Genomic DNA, 25,611 nt, shown 5'->3' with positions numbered 1-25,611 from the left:
GGCGATTTGGCGAGTCGGCCCGACTCCGCTATATTTGCTTGCGGTGACGTGTCTGAGCGGCCGAAAGTGCATCACTCGAAATGATGTGTAGGGCAACCTACCGCGGGTTCAAATCCCGCCGTCACCGCCACAGGTCGAAGGCCCTGTATCCAGTGTGTTAACTGGGTGCGGGGCCTTCGTCGTCTGTTCGCCTTGGCAGAGTACAGTGCTCACATGACTGCCATCTCACCGCTGCCGCAGCACCTGCTCGGCCACCGCATCCGCCTCGACCCGCTCACCGAACAGGATCTGCCCGCCCTGCACGCGGCGATCGGGCGCCCCGAGATTTTCGCAGACGGCTATGGCGGGGGAGCAGCCAACTATCATGCCGACCTGCCGAGTTTCATCGAGTGGGCGCGAGGTTACTATCCGTGGCGGGTGGGGCTGCCGTTCGTCGTGCGGGTGCTCGACGGCCCTGACGACGGGCACGTCATCGGCACCAGCTCTCTGACCGACTTCGAGCTGCATAAGGAGCGCCTGCACCTCGGTTGGACGGCCTACCATCCGCACGTCTGGGGCACCTCGGTCAATGCCGAGACGAAACTGCTGCTGCTCAGCCTCGCGTTCGACCACGGCTTCGGGCGAGTGCGCATTCAGGCCGACGCCCGCAACGAGCATTCGCGGCGGGCGATCCTCAAGCTGGGCGCCACCTTCGAGGGCATCTCGCGGCGTGATCAGCCGCGTGCTGACGGCAGCTGGCGTGATGCGGCGATCTTCTCGATCGTCGCAGCCGACTGGCCCCGGGTGCGTGAGGGGCTGCAGGCCCGTGTGGATGCTGCACCGGCGGAACCGATCACGCTCAGCGGGCCGGCGGCGTGAGCGGGCTCAGCCCTCAGCGGCCTGCATCAGCTGCCGCACCACGACGATCGCCGACTCCATGTCGCGCTGGGTCGGAGCGAGCTGCTGCGCGGCTGGCACCTGTGAGAGCGCCGAGCCATAGTAGATGCCGTCGCTGATCAGAAGAATCGTGCGAGCGAGATCTTCGTCGTGCACCGTGTTGCGCAGCAGGGTCAGCCAGCGCTGGTTGACGTCGTGAAGGGCCTGCTGCGCCGCCTCGCTGCCCTGCGCAAGACGAACGGTCGCGAGCAGAGCCCGATCGAGCGGAGTGCCGGCGTTGTTCGACGTCCGCAAGAAGTTCTCGACGGTCTCGAGCGCGGTGCCCTCCAGGCTGTGCACGTCTTCGTCCATCAGTGCGTCGAGACGTTCGAGCAGCCCGCGCTCGAGGTCGCTCTTCGACGCGAAGTGATACAGCAGCCCGCCCTTCGAGACCTCGGCGCGCTCGGCGACGGCCTCAAGCGTCGCAGCGCGCTCGCCGGAGTCGAGCAGCAGGTCGATGTATGCGTCGAGCACCCGCTCGCGGGCCGGTCTGTCACTCACGTTGATCTTCGCTCCTGTGGTCGGTCTGGTGGATGTCATACTCGACGTCCTGCGAGTCATCGGCTCGGTCGTATGCGTCGTTGCCGGTTTCGCCACCAGTGTCGTCGTCTGCTCAGCTCACTCCATTGTGCCCCTATGGCAACTATACCGTCCGTACGGTACAGTATCTCGTGTGAGGCAGCACGAATCCCCTGAAGCAGTCAGAGAAACCGACCACCGCGCCGCAGGCAGTCTGCGGGCAGAATCGGTCGAGACGCCCCCGCTCGCGACGGCTCGAGACTGGATCGCGCTGGCGGTGCTGATGCTCCCGGTGCTGCTGGTCTCGATCGACAACACTGTGCTGAGCCTCGCGCTTCCGCACATCGCCGAGGCACTTGAGCCGGACGCCGCACAGCAGCTCTGGATCATCGACGCCTACTCGATCGTGCTCGCCGGCCTGCTCGTCACGATGGGCAGCCTGGGAGACCGCATCGGCCGTCGCCGCCTGCTGCTCATCGGGGCCGCCGGGTTCGCCGTCTTCTCTGTTGCCAGCGCATTTGCGACGACCGCGCTGGAACTGATCCTGCTGCGCGGCCTCACGGGAGTCTTCGGCGCCATGTTGATGCCGTCGACGCTTGCCCTGATCCGCGGTATCTTCCGCGACCGCAACCAGCGCCGAGTCGCGATCGCCGTGTGGGCAGGATGCTTCTCGGCGGGCTCAGCCGCAGGCCCGCTGGTCGGCGGCGTGGTGCTGGAGCACTTCCACTGGAACGCGATCTTCCTCATCGCACTGCCTGTGCTGCTGCCGCTGTTCATCCTGACGCCGCTGCTCGTCAGAGAGTCCCGCGACCCGCATCCGGGCCCCATCGACGTGCCCGGAATGCTCGCCTCGATCGTCGCGCTGGTCGCCATCGTGCTGGGCATCAAGGAGTTCGCGGCTCAGGGCTTCGGTCTGCAGCCGATCGTCTCGATCGTGGTCGGCTTCGCCGTCGGCGCCTGGTTCGTGCGCCGCCAGCTTCGTCGCCCCGTGCCGCTGCTGGACCTCACGCTGTTCCGCAACCCGCTCTTCAGCGGCAGCATCGCAGTTAACCTGCTCAGCGTCGTCTCGATGGTCGGCTTTCTCTTCTTCGTCAGCCAGCATCTGCAGATCGTCGTCGGCCTCACCCCGCTGGCGGCAGGGGTGGTGCTGCTGCCGGGCATCGTGCTGATGATCATCGCGGGATTCGCCGTCGTGCCGCTGTCCAAGCGCGTCACGGCGCGCGTCATCATCACGGGATCGGTGCTGCTCTCGGCAACGGCCTACGTGCTCATGGCTGCGTTCGGCGCCGGATCCGCCTGGCAGATCGTCCTCATCGCCTTCGTCATTCTCGGCGTCGGCGTCGGCATGGCCGAGACGCTCTCGAACGACCTCATTCTCTCGGCCGCACCCAAAGACCGAGCCGGGGCGGCATCCGCACTCTCAGAGACGGCATACGAAGTCGGAGCCGTGCTAGGCACGGCGCTGCTCGGCGGGCTGCTCACGGCGCACTATCGCGGCGCGCTGGTCGTGCCTGGCGGAGTCGATGCGGATGCCGGCGCACGCGCCCGAGAGACGCTCGCCGGCGCCGAGCAGGTCGCTGCGTCGCTGCCGAACGATCTCGGCGCGGAGCTCATGCGCGTGGCCAATGCTGCGTTCGAAGGAGGCGTCACCATGACGTCGGTCATCGCTGCGGTGCTGATGCTGGCGGCGGCTGCGGCGGCCTGGTTCGTGCTGCCGAAACGCTGAGACCCGACCACAAGTATCTGACCCGATATCAGCATCTAGACTGTAGTTGCACGTTGGTTGCCTGAAGGCCGCTTGAGGTTTTCCTTCCCGTAACCTTAGGGGCGCAGACTCGGCAATTGCAGTCGACGAATCGTATATCGGGGGAAGTTCCCGGAGACCTCGTCGAGACAATCATGTATTGGTCTCTCAGAAGGGAACCACGAAGCTCAGATGGATGCTTCCACAATCATCGTCGTCGTGCTGGTCGTCGCCACGGCGCTGACATTCGACTTCACGAACGGGTTCCATGACACGGCGAACGCCATGGCCACCTCAATTGCCACTGGGGCGCTCAAGCCCAAGACCGCAGTCATCGCCGCTGGCATTCTCAATCTGATCGGCGCCTTCCTGTCGACCGAGGTCGCCAAGACGATTTCGGGCGGCATCATCAACGAGGGCGACGGCGGGGTGGTGATCGGACCTGAGGTCATCTTCGCCGGTCTCGTGGGTGCCATCATCTGGAACATGCTGACCTGGCTGGTGGGCCTGCCCTCCAGCTCATCGCACGCGCTCTTCGGTGGCCTCGTCGGTGCCGTGATCGTTGCGGTCGGCACCTCGGGCGTGAACTTCTTCAACGTGTTCACGAAGGTGCTGCTGCCGGCGTTCGTCTCGCCGGTGGTCGCAGGTCTGGCTGCGTTCTGCGCGGTCAAGATCATCCTAGCGATCGTGCGCAAGATGGATGCGAAGAAAGTCGAGAGCGGATTCCGCCACGGCCAGACCGCGACCGCTCTGCTGGTCGCCCTCTCGCACGGCACGAACGACGCGCAGAAGACGATGGGCATCATTACGCTGACGCTCATCGCAGCGGGCATACAGCCCACCGGCAGCGGTCCCGAGTTCTGGGTCATTGCGGCCTGCGGTCTCGCCATCGCACTGGGTACGTACACCGGCGGCTGGCGTGTCATCCGCACGCTGGGCAAGGGCATCACCGAGATCACCACGCCACAGGGCTTCGCCGCCGAGGCGAGTTCGGCGACCACCATCCTGGTCTCTTCCCACCTCGGTTTCGCACTGTCGACCACGCAGGTCTGCTCCGGGTCGATTCTCGGTGCCGGGCTCGGACGCAAAGGCGCCAGAGTCAGCTGGGGAGTCGCCGGCCGCATGGGCATCGCCTGGCTGGTCACCTTTCCCGCAGCGGCGCTGGTGTCGGCTGCGGCGTCGGCGCTCGCTCACACCGGCCTGATCGGCACCCTCGGCGTCGCGGTGCTCGCCCTCGCGATCGTGTGGGGCATCGTCCGGCTGTCGCATCGCAACCCGGTGACCGCTGACAACGTGAATCACGAGACCACCGGTGAGCCGGTTCCGGCCACTGTTCCGGCTGCGTAGTCTGAAAGGAACAGAACACAACAATGCCTTCTCTCATCAGCTTTCTGACCGTCCTCGTCGTCGCAGTCGTGATCGCCAGCGTCGTCAGTGCTCTCTACGCCACTGCACTGCGGCTCTGGGAATCGGGTCAGGTCGACAGCACCGGCGACGCACACTTGATCGCCCGCACCGGATCAGTGGTCTGCTTTTCGCTCTGCGTCGCCATCGTACTTTTCACCCTGTGGCTCATCGTGCCGCAGTTCCACTGAGCCGTACACGACTCGTCATCACACAGACTGCACCCGGGACGACTCTGTCGAGCCCAGCCCTGGGCCGTTGGACCAAGGAGTAACAATGACCACCATCCTCGTCGGCATCGACGGCACCGTGCGCGGTGAACGCGCACTCGCATGGGCACTGGCTCAGGCCAACTTCGTCACTGACCCGCAGCTGCACCTGCTGACCGTGGTTGACCCGCATGCGCTGCGGGGCACTGGCGTCAGCGAGACGGATGCGACGCAGGCTGCCGAGAACCTGATCGCCTCAGTGCAGCGCACTGCCGCGGAGTCGAATCCGGACCTCGGCATCACGGCATCGGTCACTCGCGGCGGCATCGTCGACGCGCTGGTAGACGCGGCCGACCAGAGTGATCTGATCGTGCTGGGATCGCACCACGGAGCATCGTTCGGCGAAGCGGTCGGCGGTGCCAAAGGCCTGCGCGTCTCGGTGTCGACGAACGTGCCGACCGCGGTGATCCCGTCAGACTGGACGCCGTCGGCCGCTGATCACGCCGAATCCGGAATCGTCGTCGGCGTGGGCCCGGACAACGTCAGCGAAAAAGCGGTCGAGTTCGGCGTCACGCAGGCGCTGGCCACGGATCAGCCGCTGGAGCTCGTCTCTGTCTGGGGGCTGCCGCCGGTGATCAGCCGGCCGGCAGAGGCAATGGGCGGAGGACTCGCTCCGGTGGGTCGCCAGTTCCAGGAGCAGCTCGACGCACGCGCCCTGCAGCTGCGCACGAAGAACGAGGATCTCGACGTCACCGGGCGCTCGGTCGAAGGCGCTCCGGCGTCTCAGCTGACTGCGGCCGCGGCCGGTCGACGCATGCTGGTGCTGGGCACTCATTCGCGCACGGTGCTCGGACGTGCGCTGTTCGGCTCGGTATCGCACGGCGTGCTGCTCGATCTTCGTGTGCCGACGGTCGTCGTACCGAACGTCTGAGCGAGACTCTTCGCGGGGCCGGCCCGCTCAGCGAGTTTCTCTGGCCTGCCGCGCTGCTGCGACGTCGCGGGCGTTGTCGATGAGCACATTGATGCGCTGCAGCAGGCTGCGTTCGTCGATGCCGGTCAGTAGAGCGTTCTCGAAGGTGTCGAGACCCTGCCACGCTTCGGTCAGTCGGCGTGCACCGCGTTCGGTGAGGGCGACGCGCTGCGTGCGACGGTCGTTCGGGTCTTGGTACAACGACGCGAACCCGACCTTGACCAGCGTTCGAGTGCGTGTGGCGGCCGCTGCGCGGGAGATGCCGAGCTGCTCGGCGATCTCTCGAACGCTGAGCTTCTCTTTGCCGGCTGCGGCAAGGGCCATCAGCGCATAGAACTGAGTGGCCGGAAGCTGCCATTCAGCACGCAGGTACTCATCGATCAGGCGATCGAAGAGCGAAGTCGCGTAGTGCAGACGAAAGCCGGCATCGGTGATGCGGGGCAGAGGGCCCTGGGAGTCTTCGTACTGCTGCGTCATGGTATCTGCAGTGAACCGCTTTCCTCTGCACAAGTCAAGGACATCGCGCGGGCGTCGCGGATTGTCCGCGAGGAGTTCTCCAACACGACATATGCGGTTGCAGGCATATCTCAGCGGCGGTGCGCCAGTTCCGCGAGATCGATGCCCCGCAGTCGAGCGAACTCCGCGGTCGGGCCGGTGATGAGCACATCAGTGCAGGCAAGGGCCGCCAGGTCGGCCGCTCCGAGCAGCGTGAGCAGAGTCTGCACCTGCTCCTTCCATGCCTCCAGCTCGGCCGTCAGAGCGTCGACCCCGTCAGAGACGAGCACGTGCAGAAAGTGGCCGCTGACCCCGACGGCGCGAGCACCCAAGGCGAGCGCGCGTACGACATCCAGCGGATTGCGTACGCCGCCGGAGGCGATCGCCTCGACCGGCAGCGCAGGCACCGCGTGCAGGGAATCGAGCAGGCACTCGACGGCGGACTGTCCCCAGCCCGACAGGTAGTCGTATTCGCTGCGCTGACGCCGACGGTTCTCGATCGCGATGAAGTTCGTGCCGCCGCGTCCGCTGACGTCGACGGTGCGCACACCGCGTTCGAGCAGCTGCTCGACGCTGTGCCTGCTGAGTCCGAACCCGACCTCTTTGACCACGACCGGCACGCCGACGTCGGCCACAATCCGCTCGATCCGGTCGAGCCAACCGCGAAAGTCGCGGTCGCCCTCGGGCATCACGAGCTCTTGGGCCGGGTTCACATGGATCTGCAGCGCGTCGGCAGAGAGAATCCCGACGGCTCGCTTCGCCTGCTCGACGGTCATCTCGGGGCTCACATTCGCGAATACGAATGCTTCAGGGGCGTTCTCACGGATCACCCGAAACGTCGATTCCAGGCCCGGGTCGCGCAGCGCAGGGCTCACCGAACCACTGGCGATCGACACACCTGCAGCCGCGGCAGCCCGTGCGAGGTCGGCGTTGAGCGCTCCGGTCATCTTGCTGCCGCCGGTCATCGCGTTGATGTAGAACGGCACCGGCCAACGCCGACCGGCCACGGTCGTGCTGATGTCGACCGCGTCGCGCGTCAGCTCGTTGAAGGTGTGGTGAAGAAACCGCACGTCGTCGAAACCCGAACCACGCTGTTCGTCGCGAAGCTCCTCGGCGAGGCGAACGTGCTCGTCTTTGCGCTCACTGCTCATGCTGCTCTGTGTCCCTTCATGTCTGCGACATCCCGTCTCGAGCTTGAACCGCAGAGCACGACGCCCGCCGAGCGACCTGCGGGGCCATGCCCTACTCGACCGTGCCCTCCGGCTGGTGCACCCGCAGATTCAGCGGCCTGATGTCGGCCCGCTCCCACGCTGCGAGCATGCCGTCGATGTCGGCGTCGCGATCGATCAGCACGATGCCGCAGTCTCCGCCACCCGCACCCGAGGTCTTCGCCGCACCGCCGCATGCCTCGGCCGTCTCGATCAGGCGCTGCAGCTTCGGAGTCTCGATGGTGATGCCCGAGTGCTCGCCCAGCCCGCGCAGCAGTTCGCGGTTGCGGCGGATGCCTGCGGCGATCCCGACGCCGTCGTCGCGTCCCAGCGCTTCGGCCAGTTCGGTCACACACGAGCGGCTCTCCGCGAGGAAGCGGCTGTAATGCACGCTGCGCTGGCCTTTGCGGGCCTGCACCCCGCTGACCAGGCGAGCGGTCGAGGCGGGCGAGCCAGTCCATCCCACGACGAGGCGAAGACGATCGGGCGGCACGATGCGGCTCACCTCGAGACCCGGCCAGTCGATGGCGAGCATCTCGGTGAGCGGTCGGGCGACGCGCTCGGCGCGCACCCACTCCCGATCGAATGCCCGGTATACGATCCAGCCGCCGAACATGCTCGCCGCCACGTCGCCGCCCGAGCCGCTGCGCTGCACTTCGATGCTTGCGATCAGGGCCAGTTTGAGCTGCTCCATACGGGTCAGATCGAGACGATAGTGCTCGCAGAGCGCCCGCACTGTGGCCACCGTGACCGCGGCAGACGACCCGAGGCCGAACTTTCGACCGGCATCATCGTCGAGCTCGCTCGTGATGTCGAGGTCGTACAGCTCGAGTGACGCGCCGAGCCCGACTGCGGCCTCCTCGACCACTCTGATGGCGGCGAGCACGAAGTCGAAGGGCGTCTGGTCAGGCTCGATCACCATGTCGTTGTCACGTCGATGCCACTCGAGCGAGAGGCTCGCGTACTGGTCTGAGGTGATGTGCCCGGTGTCGCGGGCGGGGCTCACCCGCACCTGCACATAGCGGTCGACGGCGATCAGCACCGCCGGGTATCCGGCTTCGACGACGGCATACTCGCCGGCGATGTAGAGCTTGCCGGGCGCGCGCACGACGGTGGTGCGGGCCGGAACGGCGACGTCATGGGCAGCGCACATGTCTAGAGACCTCCTGCATGGTTCGTCGTGGCGGTGTCGAGAACTGAGGTGCTGGGCACGCCGACCTCTCCCGGCCAGACCTGCAGGCCCGGGCCTGACCGTGCCACCACGGTCTGCAAGCCCGGCACACTCGGCTCCAGCCGCTGCCGCAGCCAGGATCGCACCTGCTCAGATGCCGAACCGCTGGTGAGCACCTTGACGTTGGCTCCGGCATCCATGGTCGCCCAGGCCGGCAGGCCGGCTGCGCGGGCCTCGCGCACGGCCTGCAGCGCTTCGATGCTGGAGGCGTTCAGATACTGCACACGAGGCTCTGCGGCGAGCATCGTGGCGTGCATGCCGAAGGCGTTCGCCTCGGCTGCCTCGCCCAGCCGGGGCAGGTCTGCCTGTGCGATCGCGTCGAGCGCCTCGGCCAGATCTTCGTGGCTGCGCCGCACCCAGGGCTCGTACTCGATCGATGTCTCGACGGTTCGCCGCATGGCCTCGCGGCTCGAGACCGCCTTGCGCCCTGAGTCGATCACGAGCACGACGATCGCCAGATCGAGATCGCTCGGAAGCGGCTCGGCATACGAGGATTCGTGGTCATGGCCGGCATGCCAGACGGCCAGGCCGCCGAACACCGACCGTGATGCCGACCCCGACCCCCGTCGTGCGAGCCTGGAGAGGCCGCGATCGTCGAGTTCGAGACCTGCTGCTGCGGCGGCGGCCCCGGCCAGCGCGGCGAATCCGCTGGCAGAGCTCGCGAGCCCCGCCGCAGTCGGCACAGTGTTGTGTGTGACGACATCGGCCGCGGAGGTGATGCCAGCACGCTCGCGCACGATGTCGAGAAAATCTGCGATGCGCCGCAGCGACTGACCGGTCAGCGGCCGGCCGTCGAGCACGGCACGGTCACCCGCGCCGTCGTCGACGAAACGCACTGTGGTGACCGTGTGCAGATCGTCGAGGGTCAGTGACAGGCTCGAGGTGCGCGGCAGGATCAGCCGTTCGTCGGCTTTGCCCCAATACTTGATCAGCGCGATGTTCGCGTGCGCCACAGCAGTGGCCACGCCGGGAGCCGCTGCCACCGGTTTCGCGCGATCCGTCACGCGGCGACCTCGTAGGCGTGCGGTGCGTAGACCCACGTGCCGGTGGCCCCAGCCATCCCGAGCGCAGCGGCGATGCGCTTCGCATCAGCGCTGGTGCGGGCGAGGGCGATCACGCAGCCGCCGCGTCCCCCGCCGGTGAGCTTCGCCCCGACAGCGCCCGCACTGCGCGCCGCGGCGGTGAGCTGGTCGAGGCGTGCGTTGCTCACGCCCAGCTCGGCCAACAGCCGGTGTGCGTCGTTCATCTTCTGGCCGAGCCCGCTGACATCGCCGGCGCGCACGTCGTCGACCGCCTCGGCGGTGATGCGCCCCAGCTCGGCCAGCCGTGGTCGGGTGACCTCGGGGCAGCGCTCGTGCTCTTCGCGAATGTGCCCGACGGTCTCGCGGGTGCTGCCGTGAATGCCGGAGTCTGCCACGACGATCCACGCTGAGAGATTGATCTGCACGGCTGTGGTCGCGCCAGCCTGAAAATGGATCGGCGACTGCGACGAGGTCGCGGTCGCATCGAGCCCGGACGGATGCCCGTGTGCGATGCGCTCGGCCATCTGCGTCAGGTCGAAGAGGTCTTCTGGCTCGGCGTCGACGTCGAAGGCGCTGAGCACGGCCCGGATGACCGCACCGGCCGCTGCAGCGGACGATCCAAGGCCCCGTTCCGGCGGGAACTCCGCGTGCGTCTCGATGCGCAGGCGGGCGTTCGGATGCCCCGCGAACTCGAGCGCCGCATCCACCGCCCGAACGATGCTTGCGAACCTCGCCGGCGCCTCGTCGAGCGGACCGACCCAGCCCAGGCTCGACAGCTCTGACGGGCGTGTGGTCGGTTCGACGCGGGCGATCATGCGCAGATTGCGCAGCGGCATCGCGATCGCCGGGTAGCCGTAGACGACAGAGTGCTCGCCGAAGAGGATGATCTTCGCGACGGTCTGACCGACGCCTGCGTGCATCGGAGTGTCGACCGATGAGCGGTCTGAGGGGGAGGGGTCGCCGACCTGCACAGTGAAGAAGCCTTTCCCGGTGCATGCGCACCGACGCACAACGCTGCCGCTCAGAGCAGGTTCTGCACGATCCATGGCGCGGCGTACAGCGTCATGAACTGCACGCCGTAGCTGACGCCAAGCTTATTCAGGGTACCGCAGGCGACGCCGACGAGCAGCACGCCGAAGATGTTGGCCACCCCGGCGTCGAGATAGGCGAGCAGCAGAATGAACCCGATGAAGAGCCCGAGCACGGCCTCGTGCGGGATGTAGCGCATCACGAAGTAGGTGATCTGGTACGAGTAGCGCACAGCGATCACATAGGTCAGCACGAGTGCGAGCAGAGCGCCGACGACCACCGCGGTGATGAACTGGCCGGTGCTCAGCAGCTGGTGCAGGTTGTGGTCGAGCGAGAAGACCGGTGGTGCGTTGAACAGCGCCTGCGCCGGGCCGATCGCGACCGGCGAGAGCGGAATGCCGACGGCCAGCAGCGGGATGATCACCCCAGACAGGTAGGCGGCGTGTGCGACGCCGTTCATGCTCGACACCGCGCGGTTCGCGTGCTTGAGCCTGTCGCCGCTGCGACCGGCAGAGGCCTCGCCGATCAGGAAGGTCAGGCCGACCGGGCTGAGGAAGAACAGCGGGGTGGTGATCAGCGAGGCGAGGCCGGTGCGACCCATCTCGTCACGAGTGAGGATGCGGCCGGGCGCGAGCGACTGGCCGCTCAGATCTCTGCGCGAGATCTCGACGGTGGTCGGCGCGTACCTGGGCAGACTGTCGCGGCTGCGCTTGTTGAGCAGCCCCAGGATCGAGACCAGCAGCGGGCCGATGGTGATGCCCAAGAAGAACGAGACCGAGATGTTGCCGTCTTTGGGTATCACCTCCTGCGTCCGGTAGAGCGAGAGCAGGCCCTGGAAGAGCAGCGCCATCGGGATGATCGAGATGAGCGAGAGCAGTCGATTGCTGCCGAGCAGCGCGAGCAGCACGGCGCCGAACACGAAGAGCAGTGAGCCGTACTGGCGCAGGGTCTCGGCATAGGGCGTGATCGCCGTGGCGATGGCGAGGCTCACCGGAATCGCGATGATCGTGCCCACGGCGCTGCCTGCTGCCATCTTCTTGATCGTCTCGGCGGCGCGTCCCTTGCTCTTGAGATAGAGCGAGTGCTCCATCATCGGAGTCGACATCACGCCCCCGGGCAGGCCGACCAGGGCTGTGGGAATCGCATTGGTGAGATTGAGCGTCACGATCGCGGCGATGAAGAAGGTGAGCACCACGATCGGTGCGACGCCCGCGAGCACCAGCGCCAGGGTGACGGGCACCAGCACGCTGGTCTCGTCGGTGCCGGGAATGAACCCGATGAACGAATAGAACATGATCGCGCCGATGGCGGCGATCAGCATCTGAATGATGATCGAGACGTCCATCAGCGGTCACCGGCCTTGTCGGTGTCTGCGGCGACATCGGCTTCGGCCCTGATGTGGATGCTGTGTTCGAGCCCGTCGTCGGCGCTCACGATGCGCACGTCTCGTTTCGGCGTGAAGACGAAGGTGCTGATGACGAAGCCGATGACCGAGCCGCCGAGTCCCCAGAAGAAGACGTTGAACGAGAGCAGCGTTGCGATCAGCAGCGCGGCTGCGGTGGTGCCACCACAGATCAGAAGTGCCCACGTGAGGTCTCGCGGAGAGACCAAATCGTTCCACACTTCGATGTACCGCGCCTGATCGTCCGATTGACGGTCAGTGGAAGTCATGCTTCCTGATGCTAGACGGTCGGTCGGAACAAAGAAAGATATGCGCCGCAGCGATCAGTTGATGCCGCGGATGACGATCGTCTCGGTGCCCGGGGCGTGCGCCGCCTCGTCGGCCAGGATGGCGTCGATGACCGACGGGTCGCTGTCGGTGAGGAACGTGTGCACGCGATCGACCTCGTCGGCTTCGCCGATCAGCTCGGCGGCTTTGCCCAGCTCGAAGAGCGAGAGCAGAAAGCCACGGTTCGGCTCGTGCGACCACGGAATCGGACCCTGCCCCTTCCATCCGTGTCTGCGCAGAGCGTCGAGGCCGCGGTGATAGCCGGTGCGAGCGTAGGCGTATGCGTTCACATAGTTGCCGTGTGTGCGAGCCTGCTGTGCGAGCAGCGCCCAAGGCAGTGACGCTGCGGGGAACGAGGCCGCCACGCGGTTGAGCGGCTCGTCGGCGAGAGCGTCAGCGAGACCCGGCACCTCATCGAGGAACGTCGGTGGAATCGAAAGCAGATTGTTGTCGCCCATGCCATCCAGTATGCCTGCTGGCGCCAGCAGTGTCGATCAGGTCGCAGACACCTGTCGGAGGGATACGATCACGCCGGTCGTGGCGCGTCCCGACGAGCAGCACAAGCCGCTCAGCGACGGCCGTGCTCGAGCGCGAAGCGGCGCAGCAGACGGTGCGCCGGGGTGGTGTCGAGGCCCAGCGTCGCCTGCTCGATGGCTGCGATGTGGCCGGCCGGGTAGTAGCCGTGCCCGTCGTAGAGCGTCGCACGCCGAATGAACGCAGACCGGTCAAGCTCGGGATGGAACTGCGTCGCGTAGCCGCGCTCGCCGACGCGGATCATCTGCACCGGAGCAGTCGCCGAGGTCAGCAGCAGTTCGGCGCCCTTCGGCACCTCGAGCAACGACTCATGGTGCCCGACGAACGAAGAGATCTGCGCAGGCGCGTCATCCAGCAGACGATCGGATCGGCCGGCGGAGGTGACCTGCAGGGTGACGGCTCCGGCATCCTCGGCGAAGTCAGGACCCAACGGGGTCTCAAGCACCGTGGCGACCGCGCCCATTCCGTAACAGGCCCCGAAGAACGGAAAATCGGCATCGAGAATGCGGCGTACCAGGGCGAACACGTCGTGCTCGACCCGTCGCTGCAGCGGGTCTTTGCGCTCGGGCGGGGCCGACCAGTCATAGGGGCTGCCACCGAGCAGCACTCCGCTGAGCTCGGTGAGATCGATCTCGGGCAGCGGTGCACGGTCGAGTCGGTGGTGCACGAGGGCGTCTGACCCCAGCCCGGTGTGCTCCAGCATCGAGGCGCGCTCGGCCGCAGTGGCATCGTCACTCGTGCGCGCGCTCAGATACAGGAATGGCTTCATGCGTTCAGCCTATTTGCGCCGGAGTCCAGACGCCATATTGTGACGCTCTGCGACGAATGCCCGCAGAAGACCCTGAGCCGCAGGCAGATGGCAAGATGGACGGGTGAACTTCAGCTTCGACATCGACACCCGACTCGACGATCAGCCGAGAGGCGGGCGCACGGGGGTCATCCACACGCCGCACGGCGACATTCGCACCCCGGCGTTCATTCCGGTCGGCACCAAGGCGGCCGTCAAAGCGGTGCTGCCCGAGTCGATGAGCGACCTCGGGTCACAGGCGCTGCTCGCCAACGCCTACCATCTCTACCTGCAGCCGGGACCCGACGTGCTCGACGCCGCCGGCGGTCTCGGTCGCTTCATGAACTGGCCGGGGCCCACGTTCACCGACTCCGGAGGCTTCCAGGTGATGAGCCTGGGCGTGGGGTTCAAGAAGGTGCTCGCGATGGACACCAGCGGGCGGCAGTCCGACGACGTGATCGCGAAGGGCAAAGAGCGGCTCGCTCATGTCGACGACGACGGCGTCACGTTCAAGTCGCATCTGGACGGCACCATGCATCGGTTCACCCCGGAGGTCTCGATGCAGATTCAGCACCAGCTGGGTGCCGACATCATGTTCGCCTTCGACGAGCTCACCACGCTGATGAACACCCGCGGATACCAGGAGCGTTCGCTGGAGCGCACCCGTCTTTGGGCCGAGCGGTGCCTCGCCGAGCATCGGCGCCTCACCGACGAACGGGTCGGCAAGCCGTATCAGGCCCTCTTCGGTGTGCTGCAGGGCGCGAACTATGAGGATCTGCGCCGCAAGGCTGCTCGCGACCTCGGCAGCATGGAGATCGACGGGCAGCGCTTCGACGGGTTCGGCCTCGGTGGGGCGCTCGAGAAGCCGCGCATGGCCGAGATCATCGGGTGGATGGCCGAGGAGCTTCCCGAGGATCGGCCGCGTCACCTGCTCGGCATCAGCGAACCAGATGACATCTTCGCCGCGGTGGCAGCAGGGGCCGACACCTTCGACTGCGTCTCGCCGACGCGTGTGGCACGGTCGTCGGCCGTGTACTCGCGCCACGGGCGCTACAACCTGAAGCAGACGAGGTTCCGCATGGACTTCTCGCCGATCGACGAAGGCTGCGACTGCTACACCTGCACGCACTACACACGGGCGTATCTGCGGCACCTCTTCAAGGCGAAAGAGATGAATGCGGCGACTCTCTGCAGCATCCACAACGAGCGATTCATCGTGCGTCTTGTCGACGACATCCGCGTCGCGATGCAGGAGGGCACGTTCGACGAACTCCGCGAGGAGTTCTTGGGCCGCTACTACGGTGGTGGGGCGAAGTCAGGCGCTGCAGAGGTATGAGCAGATCAGAGCGACCGAAGGCCGAGGGCATGGGCGCAGCCGCTGCCGTGCTGATCGGCGTCGGTCTGCTGATGACTCTGGCCGGACTGATCTGTCTGCTGGTCTCGTATCCGAGCCTGCCCGAGGTCATTCCGACGCATTTCGGGATACACGGTGAGCCCGATGCGTGGGGCCCTCGTGGATCGCTCATCGGACTCGGTCTCGTCTGGCTGCTGCTGTCGGCGCTGGTGGCAGGGTTAGCGCGTTACCCGCATGTGGCGAACTACCCGGTCGAGGTGACTGGCCAGAACGCCGAGCGGCTCTACCGCATCGCTTCTCAGCTGCTGGGGACCACACTGCTCGGCGTCGGCGCTCTGATGTGGGGCATTCTTCGGCTGACCGTCACTGGCACGTCGCAGATGCCGCTGTTCGTCGTCGGCTTGGTGCTGCTCTTCGGCGGCATCATCGTCGGACTCGTGCGCATGGTGCGTGCGGGGTGACCGCCTGGTCGAACGCTGGGCTCCGCTGAGCCGCCCTCGTCGAGAGAAGGTTCAGTGTGCGGAAGTCAGTAGATGCGGTTGTGCACCCCTCGAGTGCGCAGAACTTGCTGAATGCCCTGTCGAGTACCGCCGTGCCCCTCGTCGAGTGTGCAGAACCCGCTGAATGTCTTGTCGAGTACCGCAGGACACCCCTCGAGTGCGCAGAACTTGCTGAATGCCCTGTCGAGTACCGCCGTGCCCCTCGTCGAGTGTGCAGAACCCGCTGAATGCCCCGCGAAAGTGCAGAACTTGCGGGTTTCAGACTCTGATGGTCGCACTTTCTGTGCTTTCGCGTGCGGTCGTGTTCGGGGGTGGGGCAAGCTCACGAGCGTTCTCACTGGGCCTCGGCACCTCGATCATGCAGGACCTGCTGAACGTCTTTCGCCTCGAGTGTGCAGAACCCGCTGAATGCGCTGTCGAGTACCGCCGGACGCCCCTCGAGTGTGCAGAACCCGCTGAGCGCCCCGCGAAAGTGCAGCACCCGCTGAAATCCCGCTCAGCTCGCGGCGGGCTCGCCGGCGCCCACCGGGCGGTAGTCGGGCTCGTGCCGCTTCACCCAGGCGATCACTCGGTAGGTGAACGGAAGCAGTGCGGCCTCGACCGCGGTCTTGTATACGAACCCGAGCGCCACGTAGATGGCGAAGTCGGCCGGCTCGGTGAACCCGAGCACCGGCGCTGCGATCAGACAGAAGATGAGGGTATCGGCGAACTCCCCGACGACGGTCGATCCGAGCAGTCTCGCCCAGAGCTGGCGTTCGTCGCGGCGGCGGCGCTTCATCCACGTCACGACCCACGCGTTGAGCGTCTGACCCACGAGAAAGCCCAGCACCGACCCGAGCAGAATCTGCGGCACGCTGAGACCGAGCAGTGCGTTGAACGACTCCGTGTCGGTGCCCTCCGACTTCGGCAGGGCGATCACGAACTGGAAGTACAGCATGGCCCCGATGGCGATGCAGAACGACACGATGGTCGCCGTACGGGTCCGCTTGAACCCGTAGACCTCGCTCAGCACATCGCCGAGCACGTAGGCCAGGGGGAACAGCAGGAACCCACCGTCAGTATTGATCGGGAATCCCCAAACCGGACCGAACACCACACCCTGTGTCGCTGCGATGTTCGAGACCAGCAGCAGCGAGGCGAAGATCGCGACGATCACCGCGTAGAAGCGGTAGCTGGGCCGCACCGATCCTCGGCCCTGCACGTCTGAACGCTGCGCTGTCCCACCGGCTTCGGACGAACGGGTCGAAGCGGTCTCTGGGGTGGCATTCGGGCGTGAAGCGGTCATGAGCACCGATTGTACCGAGTCGTCTGCGCCGCCCCGGGCAAATGCGCCATAATCAGACCATGAGCATCGTTGGCACGCCCGACCCGCAGGATCCAGACGATGACGTCATCGGCAGCAACGGTGGCGCCGACTCCGGCTGGCTGACCGACTCCGAGCTGGAAGAGGCCAGGCGGCACCTGCCCATGCTCTACGTCGAAGCACTCCCTGTGCGCCTGACCGGCAGTGGCAAAGTCGCGCAGATCGGCCTGCTCATGCGCGTCAGCGACACTGACTCGATCACCCGCACCATCGTCTCGGGCCGTGTGCGGTTCGGCGAGAGTCTGCGCGAAGCGCTGCTGCGCCATCTCGAGAACGACCTCGGCCCGATCGCCTTCCCACAGCTGCCGCTGTCGATGTCGCCGCAGACGGTGGGCGAGTACTTTCCAGTGCCCTCGACCACGAACGAGCTGTTCGACGGCCGCCAGCATGCCGTCTCGCTGGCCTACGTCGTGCCGGTCACCGGCACCTGCCAGCCACGCCAAGACGCCCTCGAGCTCGCCTGGCTCACTCCGCAGGAGGTCCGGGATCAGGGTGTGCTCTCCGACCTCGAAGGCAACCGCGGCGTGCTGGTCGAACGTCTGCTGGCCTCGGTCAGCTGCTGAGTGGGGCCGACGCCGACACCTTCCCGCCTGCGTCACGCAGAAGAGCAGTCAGTCGATCTCGACCCGCATGCCCTCCGCGAAGCGGTACGGCGCGGCAATGATCACCGGCCCCAACGCCCGCCGAATCCGACTGACCTCGGCACGCACGGTGACCGTGTGCGTGCGGTCGCCGAAGATCGCCTCTGAGAGATCCGCCGCGCTGACGCCGTCCTGGTGAGCATTGATCTGAGCGATGACATCGACTTGCCGAGGCGGAATCTCGACGCTCCAGTGCACGTCTCCGGCATCCATCGTCACGTGCGCACCGGTCGACGTGCGGGTGATCTGCAGCCGGTTCTCACCCGGCTCGGCTTCGACGACGGTCTGCCCCTGAATGAACCAGCCGCCAGGTAGTGAGGCCGCCTTCGCGCTGCCGAACTCGGGCAGCCAGAGCAGGTCGCGATCAGGATGCTCAGGCAGCGTGAACCGGCTGCCCGCTGAGGCGCTGTTGGTCGCGGCGACCCAGCCCAGACGGTCGGTCACTGCCCACGGTTCGTCACCCTGCGTGTGCTGCATCGGCCAGCTGATGGTGCGCAGTCGTTCGAGCTCGTGCTGGTGAGCCTCATGGAGCTCCATCTCGAGGGTGTGCGCGAGCAGTGAGGCCAGCGCGAGCATGGCCGGATGTGCCTCGGCGACAGTGCACGAGATGTTGACGATGCCCAGGCAGGCGCGCGAACGCGGATCGATGATCGGTGAGGCTGCGCAGCTCCACTGCTGGTGCGCGAGGCAGAAGTGCTCGGCACCATGCACCTGCACCGGGTGCCGAACGGCGAGCGCGGTGCCGATCGCGTTCGTGCCCACCGTGCTCTCGCGCCACAGGGCGCCTTTGACGAAGCCGATGCGGTCGGCGCGCTGCCGTGCCTCGGTCGACCCGTAGCGCCATACGATGCGCGCCTCGGCGTCGGTGAGTACGACGAGGTAGTTACCGTTCTCGAACATGCCGTTGTCGTGCTGCGGCAGCGTCTGCTTGAGCAGTGGGATCAGCTGGCGAGTGGTCGATGTTCGTGCTGGTGCGCGGCGTGCCCGCACGGGCGAGTGCATCGGGCACCGGCAGACATCGGGCTTGAGCCCGGCACGGCGGGAGCGCTTCCAAGATGCGCTGATCAGCGGGCGAGGTCGAGCCGGGGCCCGTTCTCCTCGTGAGGTCGCCCGAAAGACCTCCTGCAGCAGGTGGTCGTATTCGACGGGGTCTTCCCCCGTTGAGAACGACGATTCCAGCTCATTGGCCATCGCGTGTGCACCTCATTGTCTCTGGCCGTCGAACGGCGACCCGAAGCGGCCAGCCGTTGCGTCCGGTTGCATGAGGTATTTTCGCGCGAGTTCTCGCGGTTGGCAAGGTCTCCCTTATCTGACACGCTGACTCACAGCGCGCACCTGACTTACAGTGACTGCCAGATGCACCGCACACCAGAAGAAGGCGTGTGGAGGATGGCCTCGACGCGAGGTCATTTGCACGACATCGCGAAGAGGAAGGATCTCCCATGAGTGATCAGAAGGTTGCGCTCGTTACCGGCGCTGGGCAGGGAATCGGCCGCGGCATCGCACTGCAGCTGGCCAAGGACGGCTTCGACATCGCCGTCGCCGACCTGGATTTCCAGCAGGAGAAGGCAGAAGCCGTCGTCAAAGAGATTGAAGCGCTCGGCCGCAAGGCATTCTTCGTCGCCGCTGACGTGTCGAAGCGCGACCAGGTGTTCGCCGCCGTCGACGCAGCAGCTGAGAAGCTCGGCAGCTTCGACGTCATCGCCAACAACGCGGGCATCGCACAGATCAAGCCGCTGAGCGACGTGACCACCGAAGACCTCGAGAAGATCTTCAACATCAACGTCTTCAGCATCGTCTACGGCATCCAGGCTGCTGAGAAGAAGTTCGCCGAGCTGGGCAAGGAGAAGGGCAAGATCATCAACGCCTCTTCGATCGCCGGCATCAAGGGCTTCCCGATTCTGGGCGCCTACTCGGCGACCAAGTTCGCCGTGCGCGGCCTGACGCAGGTCGCCGCACAGGAGCTCGCTCCCCGAAACATCACCGTGAACGCCTGGGCTCCCGGCATCGTCGGCACGGGCATGTGGGATCTCATCGATGAAGAGCTGGGCAAGCTCAACGGCAAGGCCAAGGGTGAGAACCTGAAAGACAACGTCGAGTCGATCGCCCTCGGGCGCATCGAGACTGCCGAAGACGTCGCCGGTGTGGTGTCGTTCTTCGCGAGCGACAAGGCTGACTACGTCACTGGCCAGACCCTGCTGGTCGACGGTGGCATGCTCTACAACTAAGTCGAAAGCGACTCGGTCGAGGCCGTTGGCGGGGTCGGGCATCTGCGTGGGCTGAAGCTGCGCAGGCCCGACGCTGCCAGAGCCTCGTGCAGGCGGATGGCGTGGTGACGATATGTCGTGACCACGCCATCTCTGTGTCTGCGGCCAGACCGGGCGCTCTAGTGCCGTCGTCGAGTCGGGCTCAGGCCACCAGTGCCTTGGCACGGGTGATGGCCTCAGGCGTGGTCGCGAAGACCTCGCCGTCGGCCCACAGCGCGTCGAGCTCGTCGACGCTGCGCAGCACCTGCTCATGCTCGGGCCGCACAGCCGAGAGCAGCACGACGACGTCTCGATCGTGCAGCTGTCGCACAGCGGTGCCGATCGCCTGCGCGCCGGTGGCGTCGACCGTGCTCAGGTGCCCCATGCGCAGAATCACCACGCGCACCTCGCTCACCTCGGTCAGGTCGATCAGAAAGCGCTGAGCGACGCCGAAGAACAGCGCCCCTTCGAGCCGGTACGGCACGATGGCCTGCCTGAGCAGATCCCGTTCGGCCTCGCTGTGATCGGCGGGATCGAGCGGCTCCGGTTTCGCCTGCGTCGCGTCGCTCACCGCCTTCAGCGTGACGAGTGAGGCGAGCGCGAAGCCCACGATGACGGCCGTGATCACGTCGACGATCACCGTGGTCGCGAAAGTGGCGAAGAAGACGAGTGTGTCTCCGCGGGTGGCGCGCACGACGCTGCGGATGCTGCCCAGCGAGACCATGTTCACGCACGTCGCGAGCAGCACACCGGCCAGCACGGCCAGCGGGATCGCAGCGACGACGGTGCCGGCGACCAGAACGACCCCGAGCAGAATCAGCGAGTGCGTCACCGCCGAGGTGCGTGACCGTGCCCCGGAACGAACGTTGACCGCGGTGCGTGCGATGGCGGCCGTGGCGGGAACTCCGCCGAAGAACGGCACGACGATGTTGGCGAGGCCCTGACCGAAGAGCTCGCGATCCGGGTCGTGCTGTTCGCCGACCGTCATGCCGTCGGCCACACTTGCGCTGAGCAGACTCTCGAGTGCTCCCAGCGCCGCGACGGCCAGAGCGCTGGGGATCAGCCCGGCCACCGCATCCCACTGCAGAAAATCATGGTTCGGGGCGGGAAGCCCGGTCGGCAGCTCGCCGATGCGCGCCGTGGGCAGTCCCAGCCACCAGGCGAGAGCCGTCACCACCGCCACCAGCAGCAGCGGCCAGGGCAGCCCGGGACGCAGTCGGCCGGCGATCAGGATCACAGCCGCAGTGCCCAGCGCGACAAGCGGCTCGAGCCAGTGCGGTTCGGCGGCCCAGCGCATCAGCGCCTCTCCGGCGGCGGCCCAGACCTGCTCATGCTGTCCGGCCGGCACCCCCAGCGCAGTGGGCACCTGCTGCAGGGCGATGACCACCGCGATGCCCGCGGTGAAGCCCTCGAGCAGCGAGGCGGGCAGCATCTGCACGTAGCGTCCGACGCGGGCGAAGGCGACGACTGTGAGCATCACGCCGGCCATCAGCCCGACGGTCAGCACGCCGCCGACGCCGTGCTGGTGCACGATCGGCAGCAGCACCACGGTCATCGCTCCTGTGGGGCCGGTGACCTGCAGGTTGCTGCCGCCGAAGACCGCGGCGATGATGCCGGCGATGATGGCGGTCGTCATGCCCGCAGCGGCGCCGACGCCCGAGGCGACGCCGAAGGCGAGTGCGAGGGGCAGCGCGACGACGGCGACGGTGGCGCCCGCCAGCAGGTCGGTGCCCGGGCTGCGTCGTGCGTCGATGAGATCCTGCCGTTCGGGCAGCAGCGAGCGGATGCGATGGCCGAACCCGGCTTGAGCGATCATGACGTTCCCCCGTCTCGCAGGGCCGGCGCATCAGTGCCCGGCGCTCGCTGCAGAAATCGTACAACACGTACATGTTTATCTGCTGCGTCGTATACGTCGGTCAGCGAGAGCCGCGATGGGGCGTCGGGTGAGTGTGCAGACGGGGTTGTGTTGCAGGTCTGGACATCGCGTGCTATATGACGTATGCTGAATCTCTGCGCTCGACGGTGTCTTCTTCATGCCCGCATATGGCGGTGGGCAGGTGGTGTGTCATATTGCGGTCACATTGCACTCGATCCACGTCGGCTGCGGATACAGATTGTATCCCCGGTCGAGGTGTCGTATCGGTGTGGATGCTGGCGAGTCGCGGTCGAAGTCAATGAAACGACAAGCCCCACCAGGCTTTATTGGAGGAATCCCTTGGCTGCTGCGCGCAACGCATCCAACACCACCGTCAACTCTCAGGGCCGCAATTACAAGCGCCTCTCCTTCGCCAAAATCACCGAGCCGATCAACGTTCCCGATCTGCTCGCCCTGCAGACCGAGAGCTTTGACTGGCTGATCGGCAACGAGGGGTGGAAGAAGCGTCTGGCCGACGATCAGGCTGCGGGGCGTCACGACGTTCCGGTCAAGAGCGGCCTGGACGCGGTCTTCGAAGAGATCTCGCCCATCGAGGACAACCTCGAGAAGATGCACCTCAGCTTCGCCAACCCCACGCTCGAGCCGGTGCGCTACAGCATCGACGAGTGCAAGGAGCGCGGCAAGACCTACGAGGCTCCGCTCTACGTCGAGGCCGAGTTCATGAACTACGAGACCGGCGAGATCAAGACGCAGACGGTCTTCATGGGCAACTTCCCGATGATGACCCGCAAGGGCACCTTCATCGTCAACGGCTCGGAGCGCGTCGTCGTCTCGCAGCTGGTGCGTTCGCCCGGTGTGTACTTCGAGCGCCAGTTCGAGAAGAACTCAGACAAAGAGGTCTTCTCTGCTCGTGTGATTCCGAGCCGCGGTGCGTGGCTCGAGTTCGAGGTCGACAAGCGTGATCAGGTCGGCGTGCGCATCGACCGCAAGCGCAAGCAGTCGGTCACGGTGTTCCTCAAGGCTCTGGGGCTGACCGCCGAAGACATCCAGGCCGAGTTCGCCGGGTACGACTCGATTCTCTCGACACTTGAGAAAGACACCATCGCCACCAAAGACGAGGCTCTGCGCGACATCTACCGCAAGCTGCGTCCGGGCGAGCAGGTTGCCGCCGAGGCGGCCCGAGCCCTGCTCGACAACTTCTACTTCAACGACAAGCGCTACGACCTCGCCAAGGTCGGTCGCTACAAGATCGACCGCAAACTCGGCATCGATGCGCCGATCCAGCAGTCGGTGCTGACCGTCGAAGACATCGTCAAGACCATCAAGTACCTCGTCGCGCTGCACGCCGGCGAGGCGACGGTCGAGGGTGTGCGCGAGGGCAATGAGGTCGAGATTCCCGTCGACGTCGACGACATCGACCACTTCGGCAACCGTCGCATCCGCGCAGTCGGCGAGCTCATCCAGAACCAGGTGCGCACCGGCCTCAGCCGCATGGAGCGCGTCGTTCGCGAGCGCATGACCACGCAGGACGCCGAGGCGATCACGCCGCAGACTCTGATCAACGTGCGCCCCGTCGTCGCTGCGATCAAGGAGTTCTTCGGAACCAGCCAGCTGTCGCAGTTCATGGATCAGAACAACCCGCTGGCCGGCGTCACGCACAAGCGTCGTCTTTCGGCGCTGGGCCCCGGCGGTCTGTCACGTGAGCGCGCCGGCGTCGAGGTGCGAGACGTGCACCCCTCGCACTACGGCCGTATGTGCCCCATCGAGACTCCTGAAGGCCCGAACATCGGTCTGATCGGCTCGATGGCGACCTTCGCCCGCATTAACTCGTTCGGGTTCATCGAGACCCCGTACCGCAAGGTCGAGAACGGTCGCCTGACCGACCAGATCGACTACCTCACCGCATCCGACGAAGACGAGTTCGTGGTCGCGCAGGCCAACGCGAACGTCGACGAGCAGGGCAACTTCATCAGCGACCGCGTGCTGGTGCGCCTCAAGGGCGGCGACGTCGAGCTGGTGCCGGCCGATCAGGTCGACTACATCGACGTCTCGCCGCGTCAGATGGTGTCAGTCGGTACGTCACTGATTCCGTTCCTCGAGCACGACGACGCGCACCGCGCCCTCATGGGTGCGAACATGCAGCGTCAGGCGGTGCCGCTGCTGCGCAGCGACAGCCCGCTGGTCGGCACCGGCATGGAGGCCTACACTGCGGTCGACTCCGGTGACGTCATCACCGCCGCACAGGGCGGCGTGGTCACCGAGGTCTCGGCCGACCTCGTCGTCGTCGAGAACGACGAGGGCGGGATCGACAGCTACCCGACGCGCAAGTTCGATCGTGCCAACCAGGGCACCTGCTTCAACAACCGCGTGCTGGTTCGCGAAGGCGACCGCGTCGAGGCCGGTCAGGTCATCGCCGACGGCCCCGCCACGCAGGGCGGCGAGCTCGCACTCGGCAAGAACCTGCTGGTCGCGTTCATGCCGTGGGAGGGTCTGAACTACGAGGATGCGATCATCCTCAACCAGAACCTGGTCAAGAACGACACGCTGACCTCGATCCACATCGAGGAGTACGACGTCGACGCTCGTGACACCAAGCTGGGCAAAGAAGAGATCACTCGCGACCTGCCGAACGTCTCGCAGGACATGCTCGCCGATCTCGACGAGCGCGGCATCATCCGCATCGGCGCCGAGGTTCGCCCCGGTGACATCCTCGTCGGCAAGGTCACGCCGAAGGGCGAGACCGAGCTCAGCGCCGAAGAGCGTCTGCTGCGCGCCATCTTCAACGAGAAGAGCCGTGAGGTTCGCGACACCTCGCTGAAGGTGCCGCACGGCGAGCGTGGCACCGTCATCGGCGTTCGTCTGTTCGACGCCGAAGAGGGCGACGACGAGCTCGGCAACGGCGTGAACCAGCGCGTGGTCGTGTACATCGCCCAGAAGCGCAAGATCACCGAGGGTGACAAGCTCTCAGGCCGTCACGGCAACAAGGGCGTCATCTCGAAGATCGTGCCCGCCGAAGACATGCCCTTCCTGCCCGACGGCACGCCGGTCGACATCATCCTGAACCCGCTGGGCGTGCCCGGCCGAATGAACTTCGGCCAGGTGCTCGAGCTCCACCTCGGGTGGGCTGCCAAGCAGGGCTGGAAGGTCGACGACAACGCCGAGTGGGCCAAGGAACTCCCTGAGCGCGCCCGTCAGGCCGAGCCGAACACGAAGGTCGCCACGCCGGTCTTCGACGGTGCGTCCGAAGACGAGATCTCGGGCCTGCTCGACTCGACGCTGCCGAACCGCGACGGCGATCGTCTGATCGACCACAACGGCAAGGTTCAGCTGTTTGACGGTCGTTCCGGCGAGCCGTTCCCCGACCCGGTGTCGGTGGGCTACATGTACATCCTGAAGCTGCACCACCTGGTCGACGACAAGATCCACGCGCGTTCGACGGGCCCGTACTCGATGATCACGCAGCAGCCGCTCGGTGGTAAGGCGCAGTTCGGCGGTCAGCGATTCGGCGAGATGGAGGTCTGGGCGCTGTACGCCTACGGCGCTGCGCACGCGCTGCAGGAGATGCTCACGATCAAGTCCGACGATGTCACCGGCCGTGTGAAGGCGTACGAGGCCATCGTCAAGGGCGAGAACATCCAGGAGCCCGGTATTCCTGAGTCGTTCAAGGTGCTCATCAAAGAGATGCAGTCCCTGTGCCTGAACGTCGAGGTGCTGAACTCGGCCGGCCAGGCCGTCAGCCTGCGCGACAGCGAGGATGACGCCTACAACGCCGTCGAAGAGCTCGGCATCAACATCTCGAAGCAGTTCGAGAACGGTCCGATCGACGAGATCTGAC

At 66.0% G+C, this 25,611-nt stretch carries 23 protein-coding genes and 1 tRNA gene; 11 read left to right on the top strand and 13 right to left on the bottom strand.

Going from position 1 to position 25,611, the window contains the following annotated elements:
* Positions 1–42 precede the first annotated feature (42 nt).
* Positions 43–130 (top strand) — tRNA-Ser (locus F8O06_RS10160).
* A gap of 83 nt (positions 131–213) precedes the next feature.
* Complete coding sequence (locus F8O06_RS10155) at positions 214–858, top strand: GNAT family N-acetyltransferase (RefSeq protein WP_158038471.1); 645 nt, start codon at positions 214–216, stop codon at positions 856–858.
* Positions 859–864: 6 nt separating this feature from the next.
* Here F8O06_RS10155 and F8O06_RS12520 read toward each other — a convergent pair whose 3' ends face one another.
* Entirely contained in the window at positions 865–1,416 is a 552-nt protein-coding gene (locus F8O06_RS12520; protein WP_318655629.1) for a helix-turn-helix domain-containing protein, read from the bottom strand.
* Between the two features lie 232 nt (positions 1,417–1,648).
* Between F8O06_RS12520 and F8O06_RS10145 the strand changes: the two genes are divergently transcribed.
* The 4 genes from F8O06_RS10145 (at position 1,649) to F8O06_RS10130 (ending at position 5,722) form a co-directional block, all read left to right on the top strand.
* Entirely contained in the window at positions 1,649–3,160 is a 1,512-nt protein-coding gene (locus tag F8O06_RS10145) for an MFS transporter (protein ID WP_225733494.1), read from the top strand.
* A 210-nt stretch (positions 3,161–3,370) separates the two neighbouring features.
* Positions 3,371–4,525 (top strand): inorganic phosphate transporter, encoded by a 1,155-nt coding sequence (locus F8O06_RS10140; protein ID WP_158038469.1) that lies wholly within the window; start codon positions 3,371–3,373, stop codon positions 4,523–4,525.
* 23 nt (positions 4,526–4,548) lie between these two features.
* The gene (locus F8O06_RS10135) at positions 4,549–4,773 is read left to right on the top strand and encodes a hypothetical protein (RefSeq protein ID WP_158038468.1); all 225 of its coding nucleotides are present in this window, start codon (positions 4,549–4,551) and stop codon (positions 4,771–4,773) included.
* A gap of 85 nt (positions 4,774–4,858) precedes the next feature.
* A complete protein-coding gene (locus F8O06_RS10130) occupies positions 4,859–5,722 on the top strand; it encodes a universal stress protein (protein WP_158038467.1) in 864 nt (287 codons plus the stop codon).
* A gap of 27 nt (positions 5,723–5,749) precedes the next feature.
* Here F8O06_RS10130 and F8O06_RS10125 read toward each other — a convergent pair whose 3' ends face one another.
* The 9 genes from F8O06_RS10125 to F8O06_RS10085 all read right to left on the bottom strand — a co-directional run bounded on the left by F8O06_RS10125 (position 5,750) and on the right by F8O06_RS10085 (position 13,778).
* Positions 5,750–6,238: a MarR family winged helix-turn-helix transcriptional regulator gene (locus tag F8O06_RS10125; RefSeq protein WP_158038466.1), complete on the bottom strand. Its 489-nt coding sequence runs from the start codon at positions 6,236–6,238 to the stop codon at positions 5,750–5,752.
* A 110-nt stretch (positions 6,239–6,348) separates the two neighbouring features.
* Complete coding sequence (fni, locus tag F8O06_RS10120) at positions 6,349–7,407, bottom strand: type 2 isopentenyl-diphosphate Delta-isomerase (protein ID WP_158038465.1); 1,059 nt, start codon at positions 7,405–7,407, stop codon at positions 6,349–6,351.
* A 91-nt stretch (positions 7,408–7,498) separates the two neighbouring features.
* On the bottom strand, positions 7,499–8,617 hold the full coding sequence (locus F8O06_RS10115; protein WP_158038464.1) for a phosphomevalonate kinase: 1,119 nt from the start codon (positions 8,615–8,617) through the stop codon (positions 7,499–7,501).
* 2 nt (positions 8,618–8,619) lie between these two features.
* Positions 8,620–9,699 carry a diphosphomevalonate decarboxylase gene (mvaD, locus tag F8O06_RS10110; RefSeq protein ID WP_225733471.1) on the bottom strand — a complete coding sequence of 360 codons (1,080 nt, stop codon included), beginning with the start codon at positions 9,697–9,699 and terminating at the stop codon, positions 8,620–8,622.
* The gene (gene mvk, locus F8O06_RS10105; RefSeq protein ID WP_225733470.1) at positions 9,696–10,688 is read right to left on the bottom strand and encodes a mevalonate kinase; all 993 of its coding nucleotides are present in this window, start codon (positions 10,686–10,688) and stop codon (positions 9,696–9,698) included. The genes mvaD and mvk overlap by 4 nt, the downstream gene beginning before the upstream one ends.
* Before the next feature lie 50 nt (positions 10,689–10,738).
* Positions 10,739–12,091 (bottom strand): tripartite tricarboxylate transporter permease, encoded by a 1,353-nt coding sequence (locus tag F8O06_RS10100; RefSeq protein ID WP_158038463.1) that lies wholly within the window; start codon positions 12,089–12,091, stop codon positions 10,739–10,741.
* Positions 12,091–12,417, bottom strand: a complete 327-nt coding sequence (locus tag F8O06_RS10095; protein ID WP_192496918.1) for a hypothetical protein — start codon at positions 12,415–12,417, stop codon at positions 12,091–12,093. The genes F8O06_RS10100 and F8O06_RS10095 overlap by 1 nt, the downstream gene beginning before the upstream one ends.
* A 54-nt stretch (positions 12,418–12,471) precedes the next feature.
* Positions 12,472–12,933: a DUF3151 domain-containing protein gene (locus F8O06_RS10090; RefSeq protein ID WP_158030720.1), complete on the bottom strand. Its 462-nt coding sequence runs from the start codon at positions 12,931–12,933 to the stop codon at positions 12,472–12,474.
* Positions 12,934–13,043: 110 nt separating this feature from the next.
* On the bottom strand, positions 13,044–13,778 hold the full coding sequence (locus tag F8O06_RS10085) for a glutamine amidotransferase-related protein (protein WP_158038462.1): 735 nt from the start codon (positions 13,776–13,778) through the stop codon (positions 13,044–13,046).
* Positions 13,779–13,881: 103 nt separating this feature from the next.
* Between F8O06_RS10085 and tgt the strand changes: the two genes are divergently transcribed.
* The gene (gene tgt, locus F8O06_RS10080) at positions 13,882–15,132 is read left to right on the top strand and encodes a tRNA guanosine(34) transglycosylase Tgt (RefSeq protein ID WP_158038461.1); all 1,251 of its coding nucleotides are present in this window, start codon (positions 13,882–13,884) and stop codon (positions 15,130–15,132) included.
* The gene (locus F8O06_RS10075; protein ID WP_158038460.1) at positions 15,129–15,611 is read left to right on the top strand and encodes a DUF1648 domain-containing protein; all 483 of its coding nucleotides are present in this window, start codon (positions 15,129–15,131) and stop codon (positions 15,609–15,611) included. The genes tgt and F8O06_RS10075 overlap by 4 nt, the downstream gene beginning before the upstream one ends.
* Before the next feature lie 535 nt (positions 15,612–16,146).
* Here the strand turns inward: F8O06_RS10075 and F8O06_RS10070 are convergent.
* Complete coding sequence (locus tag F8O06_RS10070; RefSeq protein WP_158038459.1) at positions 16,147–16,935, bottom strand: queuosine precursor transporter; 789 nt, start codon at positions 16,933–16,935, stop codon at positions 16,147–16,149.
* A 59-nt stretch (positions 16,936–16,994) separates the two neighbouring features.
* Between F8O06_RS10070 and F8O06_RS10065 the strand changes: the two genes are divergently transcribed.
* Positions 16,995–17,576: a DUF4916 domain-containing protein gene (locus F8O06_RS10065; RefSeq protein WP_158038458.1), complete on the top strand. Its 582-nt coding sequence runs from the start codon at positions 16,995–16,997 to the stop codon at positions 17,574–17,576.
* Between the two features lie 48 nt (positions 17,577–17,624).
* Here the strand turns inward: F8O06_RS10065 and F8O06_RS10060 are convergent, their stop codons facing one another.
* The gene (locus F8O06_RS10060; protein WP_158038457.1) at positions 17,625–18,845 is read right to left on the bottom strand and encodes a GAF domain-containing protein; all 1,221 of its coding nucleotides are present in this window, start codon (positions 18,843–18,845) and stop codon (positions 17,625–17,627) included.
* Between the two features lie 251 nt (positions 18,846–19,096).
* Between F8O06_RS10060 and F8O06_RS10055 the strand changes: the two genes are divergently transcribed.
* Positions 19,097–19,882 (top strand): acetoin reductase, encoded by a 786-nt coding sequence (locus F8O06_RS10055; protein ID WP_158038456.1) that lies wholly within the window; start codon positions 19,097–19,099, stop codon positions 19,880–19,882.
* A gap of 181 nt (positions 19,883–20,063) precedes the next feature.
* Here the strand turns inward: F8O06_RS10055 and F8O06_RS10050 are convergent, their stop codons facing one another.
* The gene (locus tag F8O06_RS10050; RefSeq protein ID WP_158038455.1) at positions 20,064–21,716 is read right to left on the bottom strand and encodes a SulP family inorganic anion transporter; all 1,653 of its coding nucleotides are present in this window, start codon (positions 21,714–21,716) and stop codon (positions 20,064–20,066) included.
* Positions 21,717–22,115: 399 nt separating this feature from the next.
* On the opposite strand from F8O06_RS10050, the gene F8O06_RS10045 reads away from it, so the two are divergent.
* Positions 22,116–25,610, top strand: a complete 3,495-nt coding sequence (locus F8O06_RS10045) for a DNA-directed RNA polymerase subunit beta (protein WP_158038454.1) — start codon at positions 22,116–22,118, stop codon at positions 25,608–25,610.
* Position 25,611 lies beyond the last annotated feature (1 nt).

This window comes from Pseudoclavibacter sp. CFCC 14310, assembly GCF_008831165.1.
Classification (GTDB): domain Bacteria; phylum Actinomycetota; class Actinomycetes; order Actinomycetales; family Microbacteriaceae; genus Pseudoclavibacter_A.
This window is presented reverse-complemented; position numbering and strand designations above follow the sequence as displayed.

What these genes read in the sequence shown, in the direction of transcription:
- F8O06_RS10155 (WP_158038471.1), top strand. Translation starts at nt 214, where the DNA reads ATGACTGCCATCTCACCGCTGCCGCAGCACCTGCTCGGCCACCGCATC.
- F8O06_RS10140 (WP_158038469.1), top strand. Translation starts at nt 3,371, where the DNA reads ATGGATGCTTCCACAATCATCGTCGTCGTGCTGGTCGTCGCCACGGCG.
- F8O06_RS10135 (WP_158038468.1), top strand. Translation starts at nt 4,549, where the DNA reads ATGCCTTCTCTCATCAGCTTTCTGACCGTCCTCGTCGTCGCAGTCGTG.
- F8O06_RS10130 (WP_158038467.1), top strand. Translation starts at nt 4,859, where the DNA reads ATGACCACCATCCTCGTCGGCATCGACGGCACCGTGCGCGGTGAACGC.
- F8O06_RS10125 (WP_158038466.1), bottom strand. Translation starts at nt 6,238, where the DNA reads ATGACGCAGCAGTACGAAGACTCCCAGGGCCCTCTGCCCCGCATCACC.
- fni (WP_158038465.1), bottom strand. Translation starts at nt 7,407, where the DNA reads ATGAGCAGTGAGCGCAAAGACGAGCACGTTCGCCTCGCCGAGGAGCTT.
- F8O06_RS10115 (WP_158038464.1), bottom strand. Translation starts at nt 8,617, where the DNA reads ATGTGCGCTGCCCATGACGTCGCCGTTCCGGCCCGCACCACCGTCGTG.
- F8O06_RS10100 (WP_158038463.1), bottom strand. Translation starts at nt 12,091, where the DNA reads ATGGACGTCTCGATCATCATTCAGATGCTGATCGCCGCCATCGGCGCG.
- F8O06_RS10095 (WP_192496918.1), bottom strand. Translation starts at nt 12,417, where the DNA reads ATGACTTCCACTGACCGTCAATCGGACGATCAGGCGCGGTACATCGAA.
- F8O06_RS10090 (WP_158030720.1), bottom strand. Translation starts at nt 12,933, where the DNA reads ATGGGCGACAACAATCTGCTTTCGATTCCACCGACGTTCCTCGATGAG.
- F8O06_RS10085 (WP_158038462.1), bottom strand. Translation starts at nt 13,778, where the DNA reads ATGAAGCCATTCCTGTATCTGAGCGCGCGCACGAGTGACGATGCCACT.
- F8O06_RS10075 (WP_158038460.1), top strand. Translation starts at nt 15,129, where the DNA reads ATGAGCAGATCAGAGCGACCGAAGGCCGAGGGCATGGGCGCAGCCGCT.
- F8O06_RS10070 (WP_158038459.1), bottom strand. Translation starts at nt 16,935, where the DNA reads ATGACCGCTTCACGCCCGAATGCCACCCCAGAGACCGCTTCGACCCGT.
- F8O06_RS10065 (WP_158038458.1), top strand. Translation starts at nt 16,995, where the DNA reads ATGAGCATCGTTGGCACGCCCGACCCGCAGGATCCAGACGATGACGTC.
- F8O06_RS10060 (WP_158038457.1), bottom strand. Translation starts at nt 18,845, where the DNA reads ATGGCCAATGAGCTGGAATCGTCGTTCTCAACGGGGGAAGACCCCGTC.
- F8O06_RS10055 (WP_158038456.1), top strand. Translation starts at nt 19,097, where the DNA reads ATGAGTGATCAGAAGGTTGCGCTCGTTACCGGCGCTGGGCAGGGAATC.
- F8O06_RS10050 (WP_158038455.1), bottom strand. Translation starts at nt 21,716, where the DNA reads ATGATCGCTCAAGCCGGGTTCGGCCATCGCATCCGCTCGCTGCTGCCC.